Below are 22,676 nucleotides of genomic sequence, written 5' to 3'. Positions count from 1 at the left end.
TTAGTAAGTTTAGAAAAGTAGATATAAGCTTAATAGCGGTATGGGTTGTAACCATTAATAGTGCTTTGTTTGTATTCTATTTTGGCCGTTTTAGCCGTTTATTTTATTTCTTTGCACCTTTTATGTTTGTACCGTTTTACTACCTGTACGTATTGAATAAGAAAAACTTAGTTTATTTGGCGATTGTATATACTTTGTTTGGTTACTGTTTAAAAGTGATCGCCTTTCCATCAGCGGAGTATGATTACTCCAGTATAATATTTAATTAGCTATGGCTATTCCTAAGAAAAACTAAGGTTAATGAACTCCCTCAGCTTATCAATGTACTACTAAAAGGTGAAATGGGCCTTGTAGCGCCAAGGGCTAATTTTTTAAATCTGAGGATAGTTTATGGTTTCACTAAATTTTACAAAATCGGATAGGTAGTAAGGTCGCCAGTATTATGCCAAAGACACAACCCCTTGTTTCTATAATAATGCCTTCTTATAATTCTGAACTTACAATTGAAGACAGTGTTAATAGTATATTATCTCAAAAATATAAAAACTGGGAGCTTATCATAGTAGATGACAGGTCTACAGATAATACTTGGAAAGTTATTAAAAGCTATGCTGACAAATTCGATAATATATATATATATCAGAATGACGAAAATTTAGGGGCTGGTGCGAGTCGAAACTTTGCGATAGAGAAAGCGAAGGGTCGATTCATCGCATTCTTAGACTCTGACGATCTGTGGCTGGAAGATAAGCTCTCAGAGCAAATATCCTTCATGATAGAGAATGACTATTCTCTGACATACACTCACTATACTCGATTTAACAGTACTGGTGAATTGAACGTTGTAACTGCACCTGAATATACAACTTACAAAAAGCTAATATATAGTAACGTTATTGGTTGTTTGACAGCAGTTTATGATACGAAATCTCTTGGTAAACGTTACATGCCATTAATTCGCAAGCGTCAAGATATGGGATTATGGTTGGAGATATTAAAGGATACACCTAAAGCTTATTGTCTACCCAAACCATTAGCTAAGTACAGAATGGACACTGGCATGACGGCAAATAAACTTACCGTATTGTCATACCAGTGGCGATTCTATAGGGATGTAGTGGATTTAAGCTTGCCTAAGACTTTATTCACATTTGCGGTTTATGCTGTCAAAGGAACGATGAAACATAGGGCAAAACGTAAGTCTTAATCTGTTCTCGTAAAAACCACTGGCATAAGATATTCATAAAAAAAGAGCAACTACCGAAAGGAGTTGCTCTTTTTTTATATCTATCCATTTGGTTGAAAATTGCTTTGTTTACCTACCCATCCCAAACAAAACTGTTTTCACGGTTAGAAACAAAATCTTCACTTCCATCTTCCAGTTCTGATGCTTGATGTAAAAAATGTCGTATTTATGTTTCCATATCGCATCTTCCACGGATGCCCCGTAAGGGTATTTTACTTGAGCGAGGCCTGTTACTCCTGGTTTAACCGCATGACGGAAACGGTAGTATGGAATTACCTTTTCCAATTCAGATATGAACACTTCACGCTCTGGGCGAGGCCCTACCATCGACATCTCACCTTTCAATACATTGATTAACTGAGGAAGTTCATCAATTCGAGTTTTACGAATAAAGTTGCCAACTTTAGTAACACGAGCGTCATTCTTGGTTGCCCACTGCGCGCCATTCTTTTCGGCATCGTTACTCATAGAGCGGAACTTGATAACCTTAAACTCTTCGTTGTACTGACCTGTGCGGCGTTGCTTAAAAAACACCGGTCCTGGTGACTCTAATTTAATAAGTAACGCAGTAATTAAGCCAACAGGAATAGCAATCCAAGCAAGCATGAATACGAATAGAAGGTCGATGACTCGCTTTTGCCAGTTGTTCCTACGATTAGAAAGGATAGAAAAAGCTTTTTGATGTAGGAAGTAACCGCTATGCAAGAGTTCTGTTTCAGTGTAGCCAAGGGTGCGGTCAAAGTAGCTTACGAGAGGTTCAACCCAAGCTCCAAGTTCCGTCGCGGCAACGAGAAATGCTTGCTGATCTTGGGTCAAATACGAGCTTTTGAAGTGACAAAGCGTCTTACTTTTGAAATCCCTTATGGTGTAGTTATTTACTTGAGCATTTATTTCTGGGTTTCGCTTTAATACTTCAGCGATCATGTCCTCATCAGGTTTGGGACAGTAGATATAAATACATGATTCCAGGTGCTTAGAGGTTGTACTCGATAAATTAGCATTTGCTTCGATAGAATCGTTCGCTTGCAACTCTAACGCATCTCTTTTTTGAATTGTATCGCTGATTGTATCGGTCATATTAATGATTATTTTTTGTTGGCTAGCCAAGCTTAGTAAAGTAGATGTAAATTATAGATTAATTATTGTAGTAATGGTACTTCGTGTAAGTTCTGTTTTAATCGTTTAAGGCATACATTTCAACCTTAAAGTAGTACTTCTTTTTAAAAGTTTGGAGGATATTTCCTTTACAGCATAAATTGATTGCTTTGACTGTTTGAACACACATAACGGTTGGATAGAGTATATCAACTGGAGCTGGTTAACCCGTTACACAATATCCAACGTAAACCCAAAGGTTAGCAATTACTGCAAATGAGATCAGGTCTCAATACAAAGCTGAATTGGATGGTATACACGTAGTTAAAAGTACAGCAATGGCCAGAAGTGTTTCTTACATCCCCCTACTCAACAGATATATCCGCAAAAACTATAACTATTGGTTCTTTTTACAAGTGGAGCTTATGAGTCTCATTTACTGATGAGTCCGAAAAAGTGTTGTGATCTTGAACGTAATATGGATAATGTTTGCGCTTGAAAACTATAAAAAAATAAGCGCTGTTTTTCAGCGCATTGAAAAAAACGTCAGTAAATTCAATACTATTTTTCTATTTAGTGTTGAATGTAGCGCTATGTGGTTTGCGTACAGCCGATGGGCGGTAGCGTCTTAAAAAGGTTTTACAAGGCAAAATGATACAAATGGAAATCGTGCGCACAAGCCTATATTCAAGGATTTAACGATATCATGAAAAATATCAATTAGTGTAAAAATTCGGTAAATATTCATGGCAAGTGTCGACACAGGAACGTCGCTCCCCTTCAAATCCGTCAAAAAGGGGTGATGATACTTTTCGGTGAATTTCCCAACTCTAAGGGGCGCTCAGCTCTTGCTCCTACTTAACTATAGCTCATGTTAGCGTGTTGTCCCTTTATAACTCCCTGCTAACAAACACTCTTTAACTCTTGATGATTTGGCTTACATGGAACTGAAATCAAAATTGATGCTAGTGATGCTAGCACCCTCCTTATTAGTCGGTTGTACTTTGCCGGGCTCACATTTGTCTACCAATAGTGAGAACGTTGTAGCTCTTAATGAGGCTAATCAAGCCGACAACATTTCTGAATTTGTTAATCTGCATACGCTCAATGCGAAAACAGTCGCGAGTTACGGTGGATTGTCTTACTTTACTTCTAAAGCCAACCCAGAACTTGATCAACAGATTGCTCAATATGAGTACCGAGTGGGAGCGGGTGATATCCTAAACGTGACGATTTGGGACCACCCAGAGTTGACTATTCCTGCTGGTTCTTACCGAAGCGCGTCGGAGGCTGGTAACTGGGTACATGCTGATGGCACCATCTTCTATCCCTATATCGGCGTTGTTCAAGTATCAGGTAAGACGGTACGCGAAATTCGCGCTGACATTGCCGCTCGCCTAGCAAAGTATATCGAGAGCCCTCAGGTCGACGTTAACGTCGCAGCGTTTCGCTCTAAAAAAGCTTACGTGACAGGTGAAGTAGGCCAGCCAGGTCAACAGGCGATCACCAACATACCTTTAACCGTGTTAGATGCGGTGAACCGTTCTGGCGGTTTAGCTGCGAACGCAGACTGGCGTAATGTCACCTTGACCCGAAACGGTGAAGAGCAGCCAATCTCTCTTTATGCTCTAATGCAACGTGGTGATTTAACCCAAAACCGTTTGTTAGAAGCCGGCGATATTATTCATGTACCGCGTAACGATGGGCAAAAAGTCTTTGTCATGGGCGAGGTAAATAATCCCCAGCTACTTAAAATTGACCGCGCTGGAATGAGCTTGACCGAAGCATTGAGTAATGTTGGAGGTATTGACCAACTTTCTGCTGATGCGACGGGTGTATTTGTGATACGCACTTCTGACGACAAGTCAGAACGTATGGCCGATATTTACCAGTTAGACATTCAAGATGCGTCAGCGCTTGTGGTCGGAACCGAGTTTAATCTCGAACCTTATGATGTGGTTTATGTTACCGCAGCACCAATTACCCGTTGGAACCGCGTTGTCACTCAGCTTCTCCCAACCATCTCTGGCTTTAATGAGCTGACGGAAGGGGTGTTGCGAGTTCGTAATTGGCCTTAGAACATAGACCTTTTTTCACTATAGGCGTGATCCATGTTTAACAAAATCTTAGTCGTGTGTGTCGGGAATATTTGCCGTTCTCCAACTGGCGAGGCGATTCTCAAAAAATTATTACCGAATAAAACAGTAGACTCTTCAGGTATTGCTTCCAAAAAGAGTGGCCTGGTTGGTAAGCCAGCGGATTCAATGGCCCAGCAAGTGGCTGCCGAGCATGATGTGGATTTAGCAGAACATCAAGCCAAGCAGCTTACCCCGGAATTATGTGCTCAATATGATCTTATTCTTGTAATGGAAAAATCGCATAAAGAAGCATTGACCCAAATCGCGCCAGAAGCCCGAGGGAAAACAATGCTATTTGGGCAATGGATTGGGCAAAGTGACATTCCAGACCCTTATCGACAAAGTAGAGAGGCGTTCGATCACGCCTACAAGCTTATTGAAGAATCTGCTCATGCTTGGGCGGCAAAGCTGAAATAACGCTTACTTCTCTAGTTAAACTCACAAGTTACTTATCAAATTGCCCCACTAGGGGCGATTGTTTTAACATAAGAATCAGCATCAATTATGACAACACCACAACAAAGACCCGCTACAGAAGCCGCTTCAGACGTAGTGGACTTAGGCAAACTGTTTGGCATCTTGTTAGACGCGAAATGGACCATTTTAGTTACCACCTTTTTATTTGCTGTCGGAGGGGTGGCTGTTGCACTGTTATCCACACCCGTTTACAAAGCAGATGCGCTGCTGCAAATTGAGTCTAAAAACTCAGGAGGCATTGGCTCTTTAGTTGGGGACATGGGCGAGCTTTTCGCGCAAGAGTCTTCTGCCACGACAGAAATTGAGATCATCAAATCACGTATGATTTTAGGCGACACGGTTGATAAGTTTAATTTAACCACCGTTGTTACACCTGACTACTTTCCTGTTATCGGTAAAGGTTTAGCGCGTATGTCGGGCGAAGTGAATCAGATTGCGGTCAGCCGTTATGTAACGCCTGACTTTGCGATGGGATTAAAGCATCGTTTAGTGGTAACAGATGCTGAAAAGCAAACGTATCAGTTAATTAGTGAAGATGAACAGGTTGTCCTAGAGGGAGAAGCGGGTAAGTTAGCTAAGAGCAATGGTTACGAGCTGTTTATCACCTCAATCCACTCACAGAATGGGCAAAAGTTTAATATTGCGAAACGCAGCCGTTTAGATGCAATTGAATGGCTGAAGCAAAACCTATCGGTTAGCGAACGTGGTAAACAGACGGGAATATTACAACTGAGCTTTACTGGTGAACACCGCAGCCAAATCACCAATATCCTCAATCACATTAGCCAAACTTACTTTCTACAAAATGTAGAACGACAATCGGCTGAAGCAGAACAAAGTTTAGCGTTTTTAAAGGAACGTCTGCCTGACATCAAGGACAACTTAACGACAGCAGAAGATCTACTCAATCAATATCGTCAGGATAACGAATCTGTTGATTTAGGCTTAGAAGCGCAGTCAACGTTGACCGTGATGGTTGAACTTGAAGCTCAGTTGAATGAACTGACATTTAAAGAGAGCGAGATTAGCCAGCGCTTTACCAAAGATCACCCTGCCTACAAATCTCTACTGGATAAACGTGCAACCTTGTTAAACGAAAAAGAACGTTTAAACCAGCAAATTCAAAAGCTACCAAAAACCCAACGTGAAGTGCTGCGCATGACACGTGATGTTGAAGTGAATCAACAAATTTATATTCAACTGCTTAATAAAGTGCAGGAGTTAAGCGTTATTAAAGCGGGTACGGTGGGCAACGTACGTATTCTTGATAGCGCACAGTCTTATGCTGCTCCCGTTAAGCCAAAAAAACCGCTAATTGTTGTGTTAGCAACCTTGATGGGTGGGATGCTGAGTGTTGCATTTGCACTCGTGAAAGCTGCACTTCATAAAGGTGTGGAATCTCCAGATGAGATTGAAGCAATCGGCTTAGCGGTATACGCCAGTGTGCCAAAATCGGTGCTGCAGCTTGATATCGCTAATAAGGCGATGCGTCAAAAGAAAAGCAAGGAACAGCCATTGCTGGCAGAGGTTAACCCTGCAGATCTTTCTATCGAAGCACTACGTGGATTACGCACCAGCCTCCATTTTGCAATGATGGAAGCGAAAAATAATGTACTTATGATCTCTGGTCCAGCACCTGGTATCGGTAAGTCGTTTATTTCTACCAACTTCGCAGCTGTCACGGCGAAAACTGGGCAAAAAGTGCTACTTATTGACGCAGATATGCGTAAAGGCCACTTACAGAACTCCTTGGGAGTAGGTGCAAATAACGGGCTGTCGGACTTATTGAGCGGCAAAATTGATACCAACCAGGCAGTAAAAGCAACCCAAGTTGAAAACTTAGATGTGATTACCCGTGGTCAGTTACCTCCAAACCCTTCAGAGTTGTTAATGCACCCTCGCCTCAAAGAGTTAGTTGATTGGGCTTCCCAAAACTATGACTTGGTGATTTTCGATACGCCACCTGTGCTTGCCGTAACGGACCCAAGTATCGTCGGTGCGTTCGCTGGTACTACCTTAATGGTCGCTCGCTTTGGTGAAAACACCGCGAAAGAAATAGACGTCGCACGCAACCGATTCCAGCAGTCAGGCATTGAGGTGAAAGGTGTTATCTTTAACGCTATTGAGAAAAAAGCGTCAAGCTCTTATGGCTATGGATATTACAACTATGAGTATTCAAGTAATAAAGCTTAATAAATATATTTAAGATACGAAAAATGGCCTATTGGGGCGGGGTAGCCAAAAATAGGCCAAATCAAGCAATTACAGTCAGTTAGTGAAAGCTGACAGTCTCAAAATGAATGAAATCCGTCTCAAGCTCATCCGAAGTCTGAGATGAAATGTAGAAAAACTTCACGATTTTAAGATGAAGAACTCTATAAATATCGCTAGAGAAACTGCTTCGTTTTAGTAAGTGGTGATGTCAAGGAACACTGACACAAATAAAAATACTAAGAAAAACGTAGGCTATAAACATCGAGTTTGATAACGCCTTTATGTTTTCATGTGTGTCATGTACTGATAAATATAAATCAATATATGTCCCTTACACATAGGGTCATTAGGTTGTCTAGGAAAAAATATGAAATACTTAGTAACAGGTGCTGCTGGGTTTATCGGCAGTGCAGTTGTTGAACGCCTGACAGACAGGGGACACGATGTTGTTGGTATCGATAACATTAACGATTATTACAATGTTAACTTAAAATACGCTCGTTTAGAGCGAATCCAACATCCCCTATTCAAGTTCATTAAAATGGATATTGCTGACCGCGAAGCAATTCCAGAGCTGTTTGCTAATGAACAGTTTGATAGAGTTATACACTTAGCGGCTCAAGCTGGCGTGCGTTACTCTATTGATAATCCCCTCGCGTATGCGGACAGTAACTTAGTTGGGCACCTGAATATTTTGGAAGGATGTCGCCACAACAAAGTTAAACACCTCGTCTATGCTTCATCTAGCTCTGTTTATGGTCTAAACGGAAAAGTCCCTTTTAGTACAGATGACTCTGTAGACCATCCTATCTCTCTTTATGCTGCGACCAAAAAGTCAAATGAGTTGATGGCACATACCTATTCTCACCTCTACGATATTCCAACAACGGGATTACGTTTCTTTACGGTTTATGGGCCTTGGGGGCGTCCAGATATGGCGTTATTCAAATTCACCAACAAAATCGTAAAAGGCGAAAGTATCGATATCTATAACAATGGTGATATGTGTCGCGATTTCACTTATATCGATGACATCGTAGAAGGTATTATTCGTATTCAGAATGTTATTCCTGAAAAGAGCAGTAAATGGACTGTAGAGGAAGGTTCACCAGCAACAAGCTCAGCACCTTACCGTATTTATAACATTGGCAATGGTAATCCGGTGAAATTGATGGATTACATTCAAGCACTAGAAGAGTCGTTAGGTATAGAAGCGAAGAAAAACTTTATGCCTATGCAACCTGGTGATGTATATCAGACATATGCAGATACATCGGGACTATTTAAAGCAATAGGATATAGCCCCAAAGTTAATGTACAAGAAGGTGTCGATTTGTTTGTAAATTGGTACAAAGAGTTTTATTAAGGAATCTATATTAAAAACATAGTAGCAGATCTATACAATGTTACTGACCTAAAAGTTCTATGGTTTTGGTAGCAATTGAAAGATAAGAATCTTAATACTATCAAGCAAAACATCTAGTTATTATTGATTTTATTATTTAATCAAACTGTAAAAGTGTAATAGATTAAATGTGATATGGCAGATATATACATGAAAGTTCAAAAATTTTAAAATGGCTTTATGACATGGTTTTAAATAATAAGATTTTAAAAAATACTTTTTGGTTAATTGTTGACAAGCTATTTTTGTTCGCTGGTGGATTTCTTGTTTCAATAGTGGTCGCTAAATATTTAGGGCCACAAGAAATGGGAGTTATTAATTATGCAATAGCATTGTCTGCTATACCTACTGCTATTTCTCAATTGGGTGCAACACATTTGGTCTTCAATCGGGCTTCAAAAAATAGTAAAAGTGCAGAAAAGTTAGTAAATTCAAGTAATCAGTTAAGAGCTTGGCTATACCTAGTTTCGGTTTTTTTTATTTCGGCATGGCTACTTTTTGTAAACGTAGATATAGATAACACTATAATTATAATACTAATCTTGCTCTCATACCTTTTTGTCGGACACGATATATATCAGTTTCATTATAACGCGATTCATAAGTCAAAAATAAATGCAATAAGTTCACAAGTATCTGTTGTATTATCGATGGTTTTAAGAGTTATAATGGTTAAGTTAGCGTTGAATACAATATTTTTCACCTTACCTATATTACTTCAGAATTTTATTCCTTGGTTAATTAGGAAAGTAAAGTTTAGTAAGACACAACTAAGAAAAAGTGCAAAGAAAAAATACGTAAAATATTTTATTAATTGTGGTGTCCCTTTAATGATATCGGCGTTATCGGTAGCAATATACTCAAAAGTATCTTTGATATTATTAGGTAGCAAAGTTGGTTATCATGAGGTCGGTATTTTTTCAGTGGCACTAACATTAAGTCAGGTTTGGAGTTTCTTACCCTTGTCTATATCTACTAGTTTATTATCTAAAGTTATAGCAAAAAATAAAATAGAAGACAAAGTTATAGGAATGACGGGGATCTTTCAAATTAATTTTATCATGCTCATTTTAGTAGTCGCTTTTTATACTTTATTTTCAAGTGAAATAATAGGTTTTTTATATGGAGAAAAATATCTTGAAGCCTCTTGGTTATTACCAATTCTAGCCCCTATGGGAGGTTTGACAGTAATAAACTTTGTATCTAATCGTTTTATATCATCTCTAGGTGGATATAGATATTTAATGTATAAAATGATTTTTGTTTGCTTTTTTTCAATATTTCTATCTATCCTCATGATAGATTTGTTAGGTATGAAGGGGGCTGCAATTAGTTTGGTCATTACTGAAATTATTGCATTGTCAATAACAAATTATTTCCATAAAAAATCTGCAATTTTTAAGTCACATCTTAATGTGCTAAGAAGTTTTGAAATAAAAAGAGTTATTTATGACTAAGGCAATTAGATATTACTCTAGACTAAGAGACACAATTAAACATAAGTTTGTTTCCGGAAAAAAAACATCAAATTTTGATTCGGTATTAAAAGACTTTTTAAATTCCGAAATTAATATTAAGCAGAGAGTTGATATACTAAATAGATATTTTATTTCTTACTTCTTTGAGTATTATTGTCCGAAAAATAATAGAGGATATTACAAAGGCGCCTTTAGTTGCAATGAGCGTGATATAGATTCAATTGAAGGTGTATCTAGGATTTTACCGTTGATCGCCCTTAAATGTAAAGATGATTTTCATTTACTAAACAATAAAAAAATAAACCTTCGTGCTCAACTAAAGTCAATTTTATTAAAAGGGGTTGATCCTTCAGAAAGAGGTTATTGGGGAGATATTGTCGATTTTGATCAACGCTTAGCAGAAGCCTCTGATATTGCGCTAGCTATATGGATATCAAAAAAATATGTCTGGGATACTCTAAATTCAAAGGAACAAGATAAAATATTAAAATGGCTAAATCAAGCTTCGGACAAAAAAGTTGCTGATAATAATTGGCATCTATTTAAGTTTACAATTAGCTTAATAGTTTTTAAACTGTCAGGAATACCGTATGATATTAGTTCTTATGAGAGAATAAAAGAATTCTATATCGACGATGGTTGGTTTCGAGATGGTATAGATGGCGATGTTGATCTATACAATGCATGGGGGTTCCATTATTCATTATTTTGGATCACCAGAATTGATGATTCTTTCGATCTTGACTATATAAAATTAATAAGCTCAAATTTTTCAGAAAGTTATAAATATTTATTCTCTCCAACTGGTATTCCTTTATGGGGACGTAGTGTCTGTTATAGGTTAGCAATCTCAGCCCCTCTTATATCAAATGCAATTCTATTAGATAATGACGATGAGCTAAGCTATGCTATAAGTTGCTTTGAAAGCTCTTGGAGTTATTTTATTAGGAATGGTGCTGTGTCTCGTGGTGTACCAACTCAAGGGTATATTGGACGTGATTTAAGAATTCTTGATAACTACTCTGGGCCTGCTAGTTCCCTATGGGGGCTTAGGAGTTTGTTTTTGATAAATTTAGTTTATGAAAATGACGTAATGAATAAAAAAGAGTTTCCTAAATTAAAAGTTATTGAGGAAGACTTTGATTTCAAAATTAATTCAATATCTCTTAAAATATCTGGTGATAGGAATAAAAAATTAACTAGCATTACTTGGTGTAAAAGAGAAGATATTAAAGAATTTAAAATAAATAATTATAATTTTTTAAGAAGGGTTGTTTCCGCCCTAACCTTAAAGCCTAGAAGACCATCAAATAAACATATCAAAGAAAATCTGAAAGAATACAACTCACTTAACGAGCACTTACAAGATGGAAGATAAATTAGTTACGGTCTATATTACTACGAAAAATAGACGAAAATTACTTGAGAGAGCATTATTGTCGGTTTTAAATCAGACACATAAAGAGCTGGACATTATAATTGTAGATGATGCATCTTCAGATGACACTAATGATTTCTTAGATATGTGTGTTAGGACTTATAATAATGTAAGGTATTTTAGAAATAAGACATCGATGGGAGCGTGCTATTCAAGGAATATAGCCATTAGCCAAGCTAAAGGTAAATATATTACTGGTTTAGATGATGATGATGAATTCCATTCTCAAAGAGTAGAAAAGTTACTTAAGAAATTTGTTGATAATAATTTTTCATGTGTTTGTTCGTCGGTGTATTTAATCGATGAAGTTGGTGAAAGAAGCCTATATAAAGATAAGTCAGGTGTAATAAATCTCAATTCACTATTAACAAAAAATTACATAGGGAATCAAGTATTGACTAAAACTTCATATTTAAGGTCACTTGATGGTTTCGATGTTGGATTTCCCGCTTTACAAGATTATGATATGTGGGTAAGGTTATTGGAAAAGTATGGAGAGGCATATAAATTAAAAGATTATTTATATATTGTTCACGTCGATCATACATTACCAAGAATTACTAATAGTAACCGAAGAAATTTAGCTATCAACATGTTTATAGACAAACATGATGATAAGATGTCAAAGAATCAAAGAATAAACCACAAATTTAATATCAAAGTTAATAGTGATAAAGAGTATTCACTGAATGACTTTGTTTTATACCCTACAATATCTTGCTTTTTTAAAATATCAAAAAGACTGATTGTCAATTCGTTATGTATAAGATAGCTATTAATTATATTCTTTTTATCTTTAACCCTTTGATCTCTGTATTCAGTACACTGATTACCTTAGATTTGAGAAGAAAATCATCGATTTTATTATTAAGTTTGAGTGCAGCAATTATTTCAATTGGTGTAGTGCCTGTATTTGAGATGGATCTAGTTAGGTATTATGAATCTTACGAAAGGTTAGCGAATGTAAATATATTTGATATTTTCAGTCTGTATCATTTTAATTTACTTGTGAAGTATTATGTCAAGTTATTAAGTATGTTTGGGATAGGTAAAGAGTTTATTCCATTTATGCCAACATTTTTAGCATACTACTTTCTACTTTATAGTTTTAAAGTATTTACGGAAAATATCCAGCTATCTCAAAAAGAAGTTTTATATTATGTGTTATTAATATTTTTTGCGTTTCCATTTATGAGTGCAGCCAATGGGATTAGAAGTGGCGTTGCAATATCTATATTTATATTTGGGCTAGCTATAGACAGTAAAAGTAGAACTACGTCACTAATAGTATTCTGTATAGCATCTTTTTTTCATTCCTTTGTTTTAGCTCCTATATTTTTATTTCTATTAAGTAATTTTAAACTTAATAGTAGCCTTATAAAGACTTTGATAATTCTAACGCCTATACCTATTTCTTTTGGGGGGGTCTCACTTCTTGTTGATTCATTCGTTTCAATACTACCTTCTGAAATAAGCACTTATATACATACAACGTATATTATAGGTGAAGAGTGGGGAAAAGATGTAAGTCATTCCTTTACTGCAACTTTAGCTAACGTAACAGTAAAGTCGTCATTGTTCTATTGCTGTGTTGTTTATTCATTATATTATATCAACTCTACTCAAATACAAAAATTTTTTGCTTTGATGGTTATATTTTCACTATGGTTGTGGGATTTTGGAACTATATCTGGAAGATATCAAGTTATGACTACAATAATCTTACCTTTTGTCATATTAGAATCTTCACAAAGCAAAGATAGGCATATAAATAAATTCAAAGCAATTGTTATTATTTGTGGTTTTTTAACTACATTATATAGTTTCTATACTTACCGATATGTTTTTTATGAGTCATATCTCATATCAATTAAACCAGCTATTAATATATTTTTTATTCCAGAAGTGGAAATTCAAAACTTAATTCGGATCGAATGAAAATGAAAGTATGCTTAGTCAGTCATGAGTTTCCTCCATCGCTTGGTGGTGCCGGGGTCGTTGCTAGTGAAATATATAATGTTATGAAAAAAGATGATAATTTCACTTTGCTTACTTCTGTTGCCTGCAGTATGGACGATGATAATATTATAAAAGTAAATACTAAAAAAGTAGTAAGGCCTCTACAATATTCCGCCAAGTTGTATTCTCTTAGGGATAGAGTTGATACATTTATCTTAAATGATACTCGATCTCATTTGTCTGCAGCTTTGACGTTTAGCAAAGAGATAATAGGTAAGTCAGTTGTTTATATTCATGGTGAAGAAGCTAAAGATTACCTTGATAAAGGTAAATCAAATAGATTCTTATACCAACTCTATTATCTTTTAATATTAAAATGTAAGCATGTCGTTTTTGTAAGCGAGTATATAAAAGAGCAGTTTTTAGATATTACTGGTTTTGATTGGATAAATAGAAAATCTTCTGTCATCAATAATGGTGTTAATATTAAAAATTCCTTAGGTGATTTATCTATTCCTCCTGCGCTCGTTGATTTTAATAAAAATAACAAAATTGTTTTAGTATCAGCTAGCCGTATAGTTAAGGGTAAAGGCTATTTAGATAAATTAAATTTTTTTCAAGAATTTGAAAAAGATAAATATATTTGGCTAGTTCTTGGGACTGGTGATTATCTAGATGAGTTTAAGAAAGAAGTTAGTGAACGTAACTTATCTAATAGCGTAATTTTCTTAGGAGCTATAAAAAGAGAAAATTTACCAGTTATATATTCGCATTGTGATGTATTTTGGCTTCTTTCTAATTTTAAAGAAGCACATCCTCTAGTATATATGGAAGCTTCAGTTAGTGGGCTTCCATCTTTAGGTTATGATAAATATGGGACAAAAGAGTCAATTGCCCATAATATAACTGGCCAACTTATATCTACATCTTCAACTCAATATGATGTTGAGAAAGCTATTTCAACTTGCCTTTCACTTGACCGTGAAGATATATCGAAATATGCAAACGAAAAATTTTCCGTTGAAGAAATGGTAAACAAAATAAAAATTGTCTTGTAAAGTTAAGAAAGTTTTATGAAAATATTACAACTAGTCTCCTCTTTTGGCATTGGTGGAGCAGAAAAATTCGTTGCAGATTTAAGTATTGAATTGCACAAAGAAGGTCACGAAGTAGTTATACTCGCACTGGACTTTGCTGTAGATGTAGGTAAAGATGTTGCTTACGAACAAAGTTTAATACGAGAATTGAACGACAATGGTGTCAGAGTAATCCATGTTGGTAGGTATTCACGTAAAAGGCCATTTCATGTTTTATATAAGCTACATAAGATAATTAAAAGTCTTGATCCCGATATTGTTCATTCGCATTTGTTGATTTGGACTCTTTACTTATCAACATTTTGGCGTGGTCGAAATCATGTATTTACCCAACATATCAATAGGTTAAAACATCCATACCTCCATCAATACTTTATTAGGAATAGCATTAATAAATATATTTCAATTTGTGATGAAGCTACTTTGTCGATGGGGAATACTTTACCCAGTAGTAAAATTTTAAAAATTGTCAATGGTATAAGAATGGATAGGTTTAATTTATCAAAACCAAAGTCCATTAATAAAATGACTAATTTTACTACTATCTCCAGGTTAACAGATCAAAAAAACCATGACCTTATAGTCGATGCTGTTTATGAACTGGTAAATACTGATAAAGACTATAAATTTTTAGTCAACATAGTTGGAGACGGTCCGCTAAGAAGTCTTATAGAAGCTAAAATCTCGAGATTGGGTCTAAACGACTATTTTATTTTCCATGGTGTTAGGAAAGATATTCCCAACGTGTTATCTTTTAGCGATGTTTTCTTACTTCCCTCAAAATATGAAGGGTTTTCTATTGCCCTGATAGAAGCTCTTGTTTCTAAGACTGCTATAATAGCTTCTGATGTTGGGGCTAATAACGAAATAATATCTGATGGTAAATATGGTCAGCTTATTACTAACAATTCTCGCGACGAACTTGTTAGAGCGATGTCGAAGTTTATTTTGGGCGAAGTTAAATACTCATATGATTCAGATTCGTATAAAGACCATCTATCAAAACTTTCAATAAACCATTGTGCAAAAAATCATATTAGTGCTTATGAAAAGGTTATAAATGAAAACCACTGAATTTATTTTAAGTGATTTATATAGGTACTCTGGAAAAAAAACATGTATGTCACTTTTAAAGTATTATTTTAAAAGTAGATCATTTAAGTATATGTTTTGGTTTAGGCTATGTAAGTCAAACTTTTATGTTGTTAGAATGTATGCGAAATTAATGCACTTTTGGCTATCGCGTAAATATTCTATTCAAATACCTATATCTGCAAATATTGGCTACGGTTTATATATAGGACATGGGACTAGTCTAATTCTCAGTTCAAGTGTAAAAATTGGAAATAACTGTAATTTATCTCAGTTTACTACTATAGGCAGTAATATAGGTAATGCCGCTACAATTGGTGACTGTGTATATGTTGGCCCCAATGTATGTATTGTTGAAAATGTGTCTATTGGATCAGGTGCAGTGGTTGGAGCAGGTTCTGTTGTTACGAAGAATATTTTAGAAAATGAAGTGTTTGCTGGTTGTCCGGCAAAAAAAATAGGTCTAAAGTCAGAAAAGCATGACAAATTTATCCATAATAAATATTTATGGAGGTAACGTGAAAAAAGTAAAAAACTTAGTTCGTGATTTCCTTAGATTAACCTTAGGAAAACGTTTGTATATAAAAGTTAGATTTATATTGACTCATGGCTATTGGCCTAATTTGCGCCATCCTAGAACTTGGAACGAAAAAATTCAATATCGTAAACTCAATGATAGCCCCTTTAAATTCTCTCGTTACGTAGATAAGTACACTGTTAGGAGTGAAATTTCACGCGAAATTGGGGAGGAGTATTTGATCCCATTAATCGGTGTATACGAAAAGATCGAACCGTCACACTTTAATGATTTCCCTAATTCTTTTGTTATAAAAACAAGTAATGGTGGCGGTGGAGAGAACGTTTTAATTATAGAAGATAAATCTAACATTGATATTGTTTCGATTTGCAATAGATTTAATAGATATCTTAACATTAAAATAGGGGAAAAGATTGATGAGGCTTTTTATGATATCGAAAAACCAGTTATCATAGTAGAGCATCTTTTACGTCATAATGATGGTAGATTTCCTTCTGATTATAAATTACATATATTTAATGGTAAAAGACAAGAAATAATTATTCAAATAGACGAAGATAGGTTCGGTAATCATAAGCGGTCTTTATTTGATGTTGATGGAAAAAAACTTAACTTTAATATTCAACCTAAGTATGATGAGGTCTCCGAAAATTATATTTTCCCTGAAAACTTCAGCGATTTGGTTTATAAAGCTAGTATTATTGCTTCTAAATTCAAGTACTCAAGAGTGGATATGTACAATGTTGATGGAAACGTGTTTTTCGGTGAAATTACCTTTTGTCATGGTAGCGGTTGGGAGCCAACTTCAACGAAAGATGTTGATTTCATGTTAGGTAGATACTGGGAAGAATATAATTAGTTTTAGTGAGTTATTTTTACAGTGATAAAATATTATCTTGATATTAATAATCGTGGATTTTTCTATATGGTGCAATTGTCTAATTGATTTGATACATAATTCACTACCAAATTATTATTTATAATTTTCGAGAAACAATCTGTTAATGAGGCATGCAGTTCTTGTATGTTTAAGTTGATAATTTTAAAATAAATGAAAGATTAAATGTCTATAATAGCTATTACATCTAACACTAGCTGGTACCTTTATAATTTTCGAAAGAATACTATTATATCGTTAATGAATCAAGGTTATCATGTCGTTGCAATTGCTCCCAAAGATGAGTATTCAAGAAAATTATCTGAATTGGGTTGCAAATTTATTCATGTAGATATAGATCAAGGTGGTACTAGTCCAATTAAGGATATTAAAACCTTTATCAGTTTTTTTAAGATTTATTCAAAAGTTAAACCTTCAGTAGTTCTTAATTTTACGCCTAAGAATAATATCTATAGCACATTGGCTTCCAAGCTTTGCAAAGCAAAGGTGATTAACAATATTGCTGGTTTGGGTATGGTTTTTATTAATGAATCTATTACCGCCAAATTAGCTCGTTGTCTCTACAAAGTTAGTCAACGTAAAGCCGATAAGATCTTTTTCCAAAATGAAGACGATAGGATGCTCTTCTTAGATAACAAACTTGCAGATGTTTCGATTACCGATAGGTTACCAGGCTCTGGTGTCGATTTAACTCGTTTTACTCTTCAACCAGCTGCCGATGATGGCGTTATCCGATTTTTATTAATTGCTCGTATGCTCTACGACAAAGGTATTGGGCATTACGTAGACGCGGCTAGAACACTTAAAGCTAAGTATGGCGACGGTGTTGAGTTTCAACTACTCGGTTTTGTTGGAGTAAATAATCCGTCAGCTGTCACCGAATCTGAAATGCAAGCATGGGTTGATGAGGGTATTGTGAATTACCTTGGCGTATCTGATAGCGTTGAAGAGGATATCGCGAAAGTTGATTGTATGGTATTACCATCTTTCTATCGCGAAGGCGTTCCTAAGTCGTTGCTTGAAGCTGGCGCGATGGGAAAACCTATTGTAACTACCGATAATGTTGGTTGCCGAGAAACTGTTGATGATGGCATAAACGGTTACCTGTGTGAGTTACGCAGTACAGAGAGCTTGGCTGAAAAATTAGAATTAATGATTCAGTTGACTCATGAGCAACGTTTAGATATGGGGCGTCAAAGTCGCTTGAAGATTGAACGTGAGTTTGATGAACAGTTAGTGATTAATAAATATCTTAATGCGGTCAAAGAATGTTTGGTCGATAAAGAGTATGTATTTTTGTAGATGAAAAAAGATAGCGCCACGACACTATTGGGAATACTCCTTGTGATCATTTTTGTTTCAAATAAACAGGTAATTAGTCGTCATAGTGTCTCAGCGTAAGACAATTTTGAGACACTTTTCTAAGGTTGTCTTCTATTCAGTGATTAGTTTCTGGCATTGCAGGAAACTAATCATCATTTATTGTCAATTTAAGAGCGTCATTGTAATCATGGCTCAAAAAACGCTATCTCGTTGGTATTACGAGAATCTCATACATATCGTATAAAAAACATATAAAAATTAAACAGGTTTGGACTAGGAAACATGAAAATTGCTATTGCCGGTACAGGCTACGTAGGCTTATCAAACGCGATGTTACTCGCGCAGCATCATGAAGTGGTTGCTTTAGATGTTATTCAAGAAAAAGTACAGCTATTAAACGACAAGATATCCCCGATTGTAGATGTTGAGATTGAAGACTTTTTGGCGAATAAGCAGCTTAACTTTTACGCTACTTTGGATAAAGAGCTCGCGTATAAAAATGCGGATTTTGTCGTGATTGCAACGCCGACCGATTATGACGTAAAAACCAACTACTTTAATACCTCGTCAGTAGAGTCAGTGATTAAAGATGTGATGGAAATTAATCCAGATGCTTTGATGGTGATTAAATCGACGGTTCCGGTCGGTTACACGGCTCGTATCAAAGAGGAGTTGGGTTGTGAAAATCTGATGTTCTCTCCGGAGTTTTTACGTGAAGGCCGAGCGCTATATGACAACCTTCATCCTTCTCGTATTATCGTAGGTGAAAGAAGTGAACGTGCTAAGGTGTTCGCCGATTTATTAGTTGAAGGGGCAGTGAAGGAAAATATCGAAGTTCTTTTCACGGATTCAACTGAAGCTGAAGCGGTTAAGCTGTTTTCTAATACCTACCTGGCGTTACGTGTGGCTTATTTCAATGAGTTAGATTCCTATGCTGAAACTCACGGCTTGAATGCCCGCCAAATTATTGAAGGGGTGAGTTTAGACCCGCGTATTGGCAACCACTATAACAATCCATCGTTTGGCTACGGCGGCTATTGTCTACCCAAAGATACTAAGCAACTGCGCGCTAATTACGCGGAAGTACCAAACAATATTATTGGCGCGATTGTTGATGCGAATACCACCCGTAAGGATTTTATCGCGGATTCTATTATAAGGCGTAACCCTCAACGTGTCGGTATTTATCGCCTTGTAATGAAAGCGGGATCGGATAATTTCCGTGCATCTTCGATTCAAGGGGTTATGAAGCGTTTGAAAGCGAAAGGCATTGAGGTGGTAGTTTATGAGCCAGTACTGAAAGAGAATACGTTTTTCAACTCGCTGGTTCTTTCCGATTTGGAGCAATTTAAGTCGGCTTGTGATGTGATTGTATCTAACCGTATGGTAGATGAAATCAGTGATGTCGCAGAGAAGGTTTATACTCGCGACTTGTTTGGTAACGACTAAAACAATTGGCTAGATAAATTATGATTAAGAAGCGATTCAAGCGGCAATGACTGATATGTGTGTGGTAACCTGTCGTGGTATACACGCGTTGATGGATTTCTTTGGCAGCGGTGCCTCAGAAAACTGAACAAAAAGTGCTTGAAGCTGAAGTCATCTAATTATATTCATAGCACCGACTTACCGGTCGGTGTTCTTTCTTTTTATCTTTTTTCCTTTCTTTTGTTGGTCATTCTCAGGATATGACGTCTTTCACACCGCTTTGGAGTTTATTGATTAAACGAAGCTAGTAGATATGGAAGACGACCGTATTGGTGGTCTTCCACATCGTCATAAAACAACATCAGCTTAAAAGAGCGCAGGCTATTGCGCTTTTATATCTTGAGCTACTTCTAATTTTTCTTTACCAAATATACGACGTACCCAACTCGTAATGCGCCAGATGTAAGCTAGGGTAGTGAAGTAAATGGCAAATATAGCGATAAAGGAATAGAACATAACCGGCTCGCTAATGTTCATAAACTCGCCATAAATACCAAACAAGGCAAAAACAGAGGCCAGTAAACAAATCGCAAAAAGAGTTTGATGTGAGCTAAATCCAATACGTTGGAATATATGGTGAAGGTGTTCTCGGTCGGGTTTGAATGGCGAGTCTCCGCGGCGAACGCGGCGAACCATAATTGCAACCATATCCATGAGTGGCAAGGCTATTAGCCATAAAGCGGTGACTGGACGGATGAAAGGCTCAGCGCGGGTTTGGCTTGCAGAGAGTAAAAGCCAAATAATGGTGAAGCCAAGTAGCATGCTCCCTGCATCGCCCATAAATACTTTGCGTGTACGGCCTAAAATACCAAGGTTCATCATAATATAAGGCAACATGGCTACAATAATAACCACACAGAAATAGGCTAATGTGTAATGGCTATCTGCATGCAATAGAATGGCGATTGAACCTAAAGAAACAATAGACAGCCCTCCTAATAAACCATCAATACCATCCACCATATTAAAGGCGTTAATTGCGCCGATAACGGCGAGTATGGTAATGACAGGGCTTAACATGCCTAAATACATGTCACCAAAGCCAAACATATTGCCCAAACTATGGAGTTCAGTGCCGTACTCTTTCATCATAAATAGAGAAAGCACTGCCTGAACCCCCATTCGGGCTTTAAAGTTTAGGTCTACTTTGTCGTCTATTGCGCCAATTAAAGTAAGCACAGCAATACATACTAGGTAAAGCCAGCTATGCTCTATAGCTTCAGGTCTAAACGCTAAGTATTGCGCTAAAACTAGACAAATTGAAATGCCACCCACCAAGGGAATTGCACCACTGTGGAGCTTTCTTTTATTCGGTTTATCTACTAAGCCTATTCTTTTGGCGAGTTTTCGCATAAAGAACAGAGTTATACATGAAGAAAAGAATATACTGATTAATTCAAATAACATGATTTAGCCAACGTTTGTTTAATAGTTTTGTTTTTTTGATGTAACTGGACAATTTTACTTCAAATATTGATTGGTCTAAAGAAAAATTGACGGGATATTGGTTTTTTTTTAACAAAGTTGATTTTTTATATGTGGCGATCTGGTGGGGATTTCAAACTAGTTCCCTTTTTCAAATTCTGATATTCTCATAAAAAAAGAAACCAAGGATTTATTGATGAAAATAGCAGTTGCAGGTACCGGCTATGTAGGGCTTTCTAACGCCATGTTACTAGCGCAGAACCACGACGTTGTTGCGTTGGATATTATTTCAGAAAAGGTTGAGTTATTAAACAATAAGCAATCTCCAATCGTGGATACGGAGATTGAAGATTTCCTCAAAAACAAGCAGTTAAACTTTGTCGCCACGACAGACAGAGAGTTCGCATATCGCGAAGCCAAGTATGTTGTTATTGCTACACCAACCGATTATGACCCGACGACGAACTACTTTAACACCTCTTCGGTAGAAGCTGTGATCAAAGATGTCATGTCCATTAATCCGGATGCAGTCATGGTTATCAAGTCGACAGTACCTGTTGGTTATACTGCGCGTATTAAGCAAGAGCTGGGCTGTGAAAACGTTATTTTTTCACCAGAGTTCCTGCGTGAAGGGAAAGCGCTTTACGACAACCTTCATCCATCTCGTATTATTGTTGGTGAGCGTAGTGAGCGTGCCGAAACCTTCGCTGGTTTATTAGTTGAGGGTGCGGTAAAGGAAGATATTCAAGTACTGTTTACCGACTCAACCGAAGCAGAAGCCGTTAAGCTGTTTTCAAATACCTACCTGGCAATGCGTGTTGCGTATTTTAATGAGCTTGATTCGTATGCGGAAGCGCATGGCTTAGACGCTCGTCAAATTATCGAGGGTGTAGGCTTAGACCCTCGCATTGGCAATCATTACAATAATCCATCCTTTGGCTATGGTGGTTACTGTCTGCCAAAAGATACCAAACAGCTTCTGGCGAACTATCAAGATGTACCAAACAACATCATTGGTGCGATTGTAGATGCAAACCGTACGCGTAAAGATTTTGTTGCAGATTCGATCATCAAGCGTCAGCCAAAGGTAGTTGGTGTTTACCGTCTGATCATGAAGGCGGGGTCTGATAACTTCCGTGCCTCTTCTATTCAGGGCATTATGAAGCGCATCAAAGCAAAAGGTATTGATGTTGTGGTGTACGAGCCAGTTCTTCAGGAAGAGGAATTCTTCAATTCTCGTGTAGTGAAAGACTTGAACGAGTTTAAGCAAACAGCTGACGTGATCGTTTCCAACCGTATGGTGGAAGAGCTAGCGGACGTCGCTGATAAAGTTTATACGCGTGATCTTTTTGGAAGTGATTAAAT

Annotated in this window: 18 protein-coding genes and 1 pseudogene; 17 read left to right on the top strand and 2 right to left on the bottom strand. The window is 36.7% G+C overall.

Going from position 1 to position 22,676, the window contains the following annotated elements:
- Positions 1 to 278: 278 nt before the first annotated feature.
- A pseudogene (locus OO774_RS14475) lies at positions 279 to 368 on the top strand (sugar transferase); the annotation flags it as partial.
- A gap of 74 nt (positions 369 to 442) precedes the next feature.
- Positions 443 to 1,207 carry a glycosyltransferase family 2 protein gene (locus OO774_RS14470; RefSeq protein WP_264903300.1) on the top strand — a complete coding sequence of 255 codons (765 nt, stop codon included), beginning with the start codon at positions 443 to 445 and terminating at the stop codon, positions 1,205 to 1,207.
- A 108-nt stretch (positions 1,208 to 1,315) separates the two neighbouring features.
- On the opposite strand, the gene OO774_RS14465 is transcribed toward OO774_RS14470, so the two are convergent.
- Positions 1,316 to 2,323 (bottom strand): sugar transferase, encoded by a 1,008-nt coding sequence (locus tag OO774_RS14465; RefSeq protein WP_264903299.1) that lies wholly within the window; start codon positions 2,321 to 2,323, stop codon positions 1,316 to 1,318.
- Between the two features lie 959 nt (positions 2,324 to 3,282).
- On the opposite strand from OO774_RS14465, the gene OO774_RS14460 reads away from it, so the two are divergent.
- From OO774_RS14460 to OO774_RS14395, 14 genes are all read left to right on the top strand, one after another.
- On the top strand, positions 3,283 to 4,419 hold the full coding sequence (locus OO774_RS14460; protein WP_264903298.1) for a polysaccharide export protein: 1,137 nt from the start codon (positions 3,283 to 3,285) through the stop codon (positions 4,417 to 4,419).
- Positions 4,420 to 4,452: 33 nt separating this feature from the next.
- On the top strand, positions 4,453 to 4,896 hold the full coding sequence (locus tag OO774_RS14455) for a low molecular weight protein-tyrosine-phosphatase (RefSeq protein ID WP_264903297.1): 444 nt from the start codon (positions 4,453 to 4,455) through the stop codon (positions 4,894 to 4,896).
- Between the two features lie 87 nt (positions 4,897 to 4,983).
- On the top strand, positions 4,984 to 7,149 hold the full coding sequence (locus OO774_RS14450; protein WP_264903296.1) for a polysaccharide biosynthesis tyrosine autokinase: 2,166 nt from the start codon (positions 4,984 to 4,986) through the stop codon (positions 7,147 to 7,149).
- A 388-nt stretch (positions 7,150 to 7,537) separates the two neighbouring features.
- Positions 7,538 to 8,536 (top strand): NAD-dependent epimerase, encoded by a 999-nt coding sequence (locus OO774_RS14445; RefSeq protein WP_264903295.1) that lies wholly within the window; start codon positions 7,538 to 7,540, stop codon positions 8,534 to 8,536.
- A gap of 224 nt (positions 8,537 to 8,760) precedes the next feature.
- Entirely contained in the window at positions 8,761 to 10,032 is a 1,272-nt protein-coding gene (locus OO774_RS14440) for an oligosaccharide flippase family protein (protein ID WP_264903294.1), read from the top strand.
- Positions 10,025 to 11,431, top strand: coding sequence for a DUF2264 domain-containing protein (locus tag OO774_RS14435; protein ID WP_264903293.1), 1,407 nt, complete (start codon positions 10,025 to 10,027; stop codon positions 11,429 to 11,431). The genes OO774_RS14440 and OO774_RS14435 overlap by 8 nt, the downstream gene beginning before the upstream one ends.
- The gene (locus tag OO774_RS14430; protein ID WP_264903292.1) at positions 11,421 to 12,263 is read left to right on the top strand and encodes a glycosyltransferase; all 843 of its coding nucleotides are present in this window, start codon (positions 11,421 to 11,423) and stop codon (positions 12,261 to 12,263) included. The genes OO774_RS14435 and OO774_RS14430 overlap by 11 nt, the downstream gene beginning before the upstream one ends.
- Positions 12,251 to 13,429 (top strand): EpsG family protein, encoded by a 1,179-nt coding sequence (locus OO774_RS14425; RefSeq protein WP_264903291.1) that lies wholly within the window; start codon positions 12,251 to 12,253, stop codon positions 13,427 to 13,429. Before OO774_RS14430 ends, OO774_RS14425 begins: the two co-directional genes overlap by 13 nt.
- Positions 13,426 to 14,508, top strand: a complete 1,083-nt coding sequence (locus OO774_RS14420) for a glycosyltransferase family 4 protein (protein ID WP_264903290.1) — start codon at positions 13,426 to 13,428, stop codon at positions 14,506 to 14,508. The genes OO774_RS14425 and OO774_RS14420 overlap by 4 nt, the downstream gene beginning before the upstream one ends.
- A gap of 15 nt (positions 14,509 to 14,523) precedes the next feature.
- On the top strand, positions 14,524 to 15,621 hold the full coding sequence (locus OO774_RS14415) for a glycosyltransferase (protein WP_264903289.1): 1,098 nt from the start codon (positions 14,524 to 14,526) through the stop codon (positions 15,619 to 15,621).
- The gene (locus tag OO774_RS14410; protein WP_264903288.1) at positions 15,608 to 16,156 is read left to right on the top strand and encodes a serine acetyltransferase; all 549 of its coding nucleotides are present in this window, start codon (positions 15,608 to 15,610) and stop codon (positions 16,154 to 16,156) included. The genes OO774_RS14415 and OO774_RS14410 overlap by 14 nt, the downstream gene beginning before the upstream one ends.
- 1 nt (position 16,157) lies before the next feature.
- The gene (locus OO774_RS14405) at positions 16,158 to 17,036 is read left to right on the top strand and encodes an ATP-grasp fold amidoligase family protein (protein ID WP_264903287.1); all 879 of its coding nucleotides are present in this window, start codon (positions 16,158 to 16,160) and stop codon (positions 17,034 to 17,036) included.
- 204 nt (positions 17,037 to 17,240) lie between these two features.
- Entirely contained in the window at positions 17,241 to 18,377 is a 1,137-nt protein-coding gene (locus OO774_RS14400; RefSeq protein ID WP_264903286.1) for a glycosyltransferase family 4 protein, read from the top strand.
- A 303-nt stretch (positions 18,378 to 18,680) separates the two neighbouring features.
- Positions 18,681 to 19,847: a nucleotide sugar dehydrogenase gene (locus OO774_RS14395; RefSeq protein WP_264903285.1), complete on the top strand. Its 1,167-nt coding sequence runs from the start codon at positions 18,681 to 18,683 to the stop codon at positions 19,845 to 19,847.
- Between the two features lie 360 nt (positions 19,848 to 20,207).
- Here OO774_RS14395 and wecA read toward each other — a convergent pair whose 3' ends face one another.
- On the bottom strand, positions 20,208 to 21,293 hold the full coding sequence (gene wecA / locus OO774_RS14390; protein WP_264903284.1) for a UDP-N-acetylglucosamine--undecaprenyl-phosphate N-acetylglucosaminephosphotransferase: 1,086 nt from the start codon (positions 21,291 to 21,293) through the stop codon (positions 20,208 to 20,210).
- A 214-nt stretch (positions 21,294 to 21,507) separates the two neighbouring features.
- Between wecA and OO774_RS14385 the strand changes: the two genes are divergently transcribed.
- Positions 21,508 to 22,674, top strand: coding sequence for a nucleotide sugar dehydrogenase (locus OO774_RS14385; RefSeq protein WP_264903283.1), 1,167 nt, complete (start codon positions 21,508 to 21,510; stop codon positions 22,672 to 22,674).
- The last annotated feature ends 2 nt before the right edge of the window (positions 22,675 to 22,676 follow it).

Source organism: Vibrio sp. STUT-A11 (assembly GCF_026000435.1).
Taxonomy (GTDB): domain Bacteria; phylum Pseudomonadota; class Gammaproteobacteria; order Enterobacterales; family Vibrionaceae; genus Vibrio.
This window is presented reverse-complemented; position numbering and strand designations above follow the sequence as displayed.

Coding starts and splice junctions, on each gene's coding strand:
- OO774_RS14445 (WP_264903295.1), top strand. CDS start 7,538: ATGAAATACTTAGTAACAGGTGCTGCTGGGTTTATCGGCAGTGCAGTT.
- OO774_RS14455 (WP_264903297.1), top strand. CDS start 4,453: ATGTTTAACAAAATCTTAGTCGTGTGTGTCGGGAATATTTGCCGTTCT.
- OO774_RS14425 (WP_264903291.1), top strand. CDS start 12,251: ATGTATAAGATAGCTATTAATTATATTCTTTTTATCTTTAACCCTTTG.
- OO774_RS14435 (WP_264903293.1), top strand. CDS start 10,025: ATGACTAAGGCAATTAGATATTACTCTAGACTAAGAGACACAATTAAA.
- OO774_RS14460 (WP_264903298.1), top strand. CDS start 3,283: ATGGAACTGAAATCAAAATTGATGCTAGTGATGCTAGCACCCTCCTTA.
- OO774_RS14410 (WP_264903288.1), top strand. CDS start 15,608: ATGAAAACCACTGAATTTATTTTAAGTGATTTATATAGGTACTCTGGA.
- OO774_RS14450 (WP_264903296.1), top strand. CDS start 4,984: ATGACAACACCACAACAAAGACCCGCTACAGAAGCCGCTTCAGACGTA.
- OO774_RS14395 (WP_264903285.1), top strand. CDS start 18,681: ATGAAAATTGCTATTGCCGGTACAGGCTACGTAGGCTTATCAAACGCG.
- OO774_RS14420 (WP_264903290.1), top strand. CDS start 13,426: ATGAAAATGAAAGTATGCTTAGTCAGTCATGAGTTTCCTCCATCGCTT.
- OO774_RS14440 (WP_264903294.1), top strand. CDS start 8,761: ATGGTTTTAAATAATAAGATTTTAAAAAATACTTTTTGGTTAATTGTT.
- OO774_RS14415 (WP_264903289.1), top strand. CDS start 14,524: ATGAAAATATTACAACTAGTCTCCTCTTTTGGCATTGGTGGAGCAGAA.
- OO774_RS14470 (WP_264903300.1), top strand. CDS start 443: ATGCCAAAGACACAACCCCTTGTTTCTATAATAATGCCTTCTTATAAT.
- OO774_RS14385 (WP_264903283.1), top strand. CDS start 21,508: ATGAAAATAGCAGTTGCAGGTACCGGCTATGTAGGGCTTTCTAACGCC.
- wecA (WP_264903284.1), bottom strand. CDS start 21,293: ATGTTATTTGAATTAATCAGTATATTCTTTTCTTCATGTATAACTCTG.
- OO774_RS14400 (WP_264903286.1), top strand. CDS start 17,241: ATGTCTATAATAGCTATTACATCTAACACTAGCTGGTACCTTTATAAT.
- OO774_RS14430 (WP_264903292.1), top strand. CDS start 11,421: ATGGAAGATAAATTAGTTACGGTCTATATTACTACGAAAAATAGACGA.
- OO774_RS14465 (WP_264903299.1), bottom strand. CDS start 2,323: ATGACCGATACAATCAGCGATACAATTCAAAAAAGAGATGCGTTAGAG.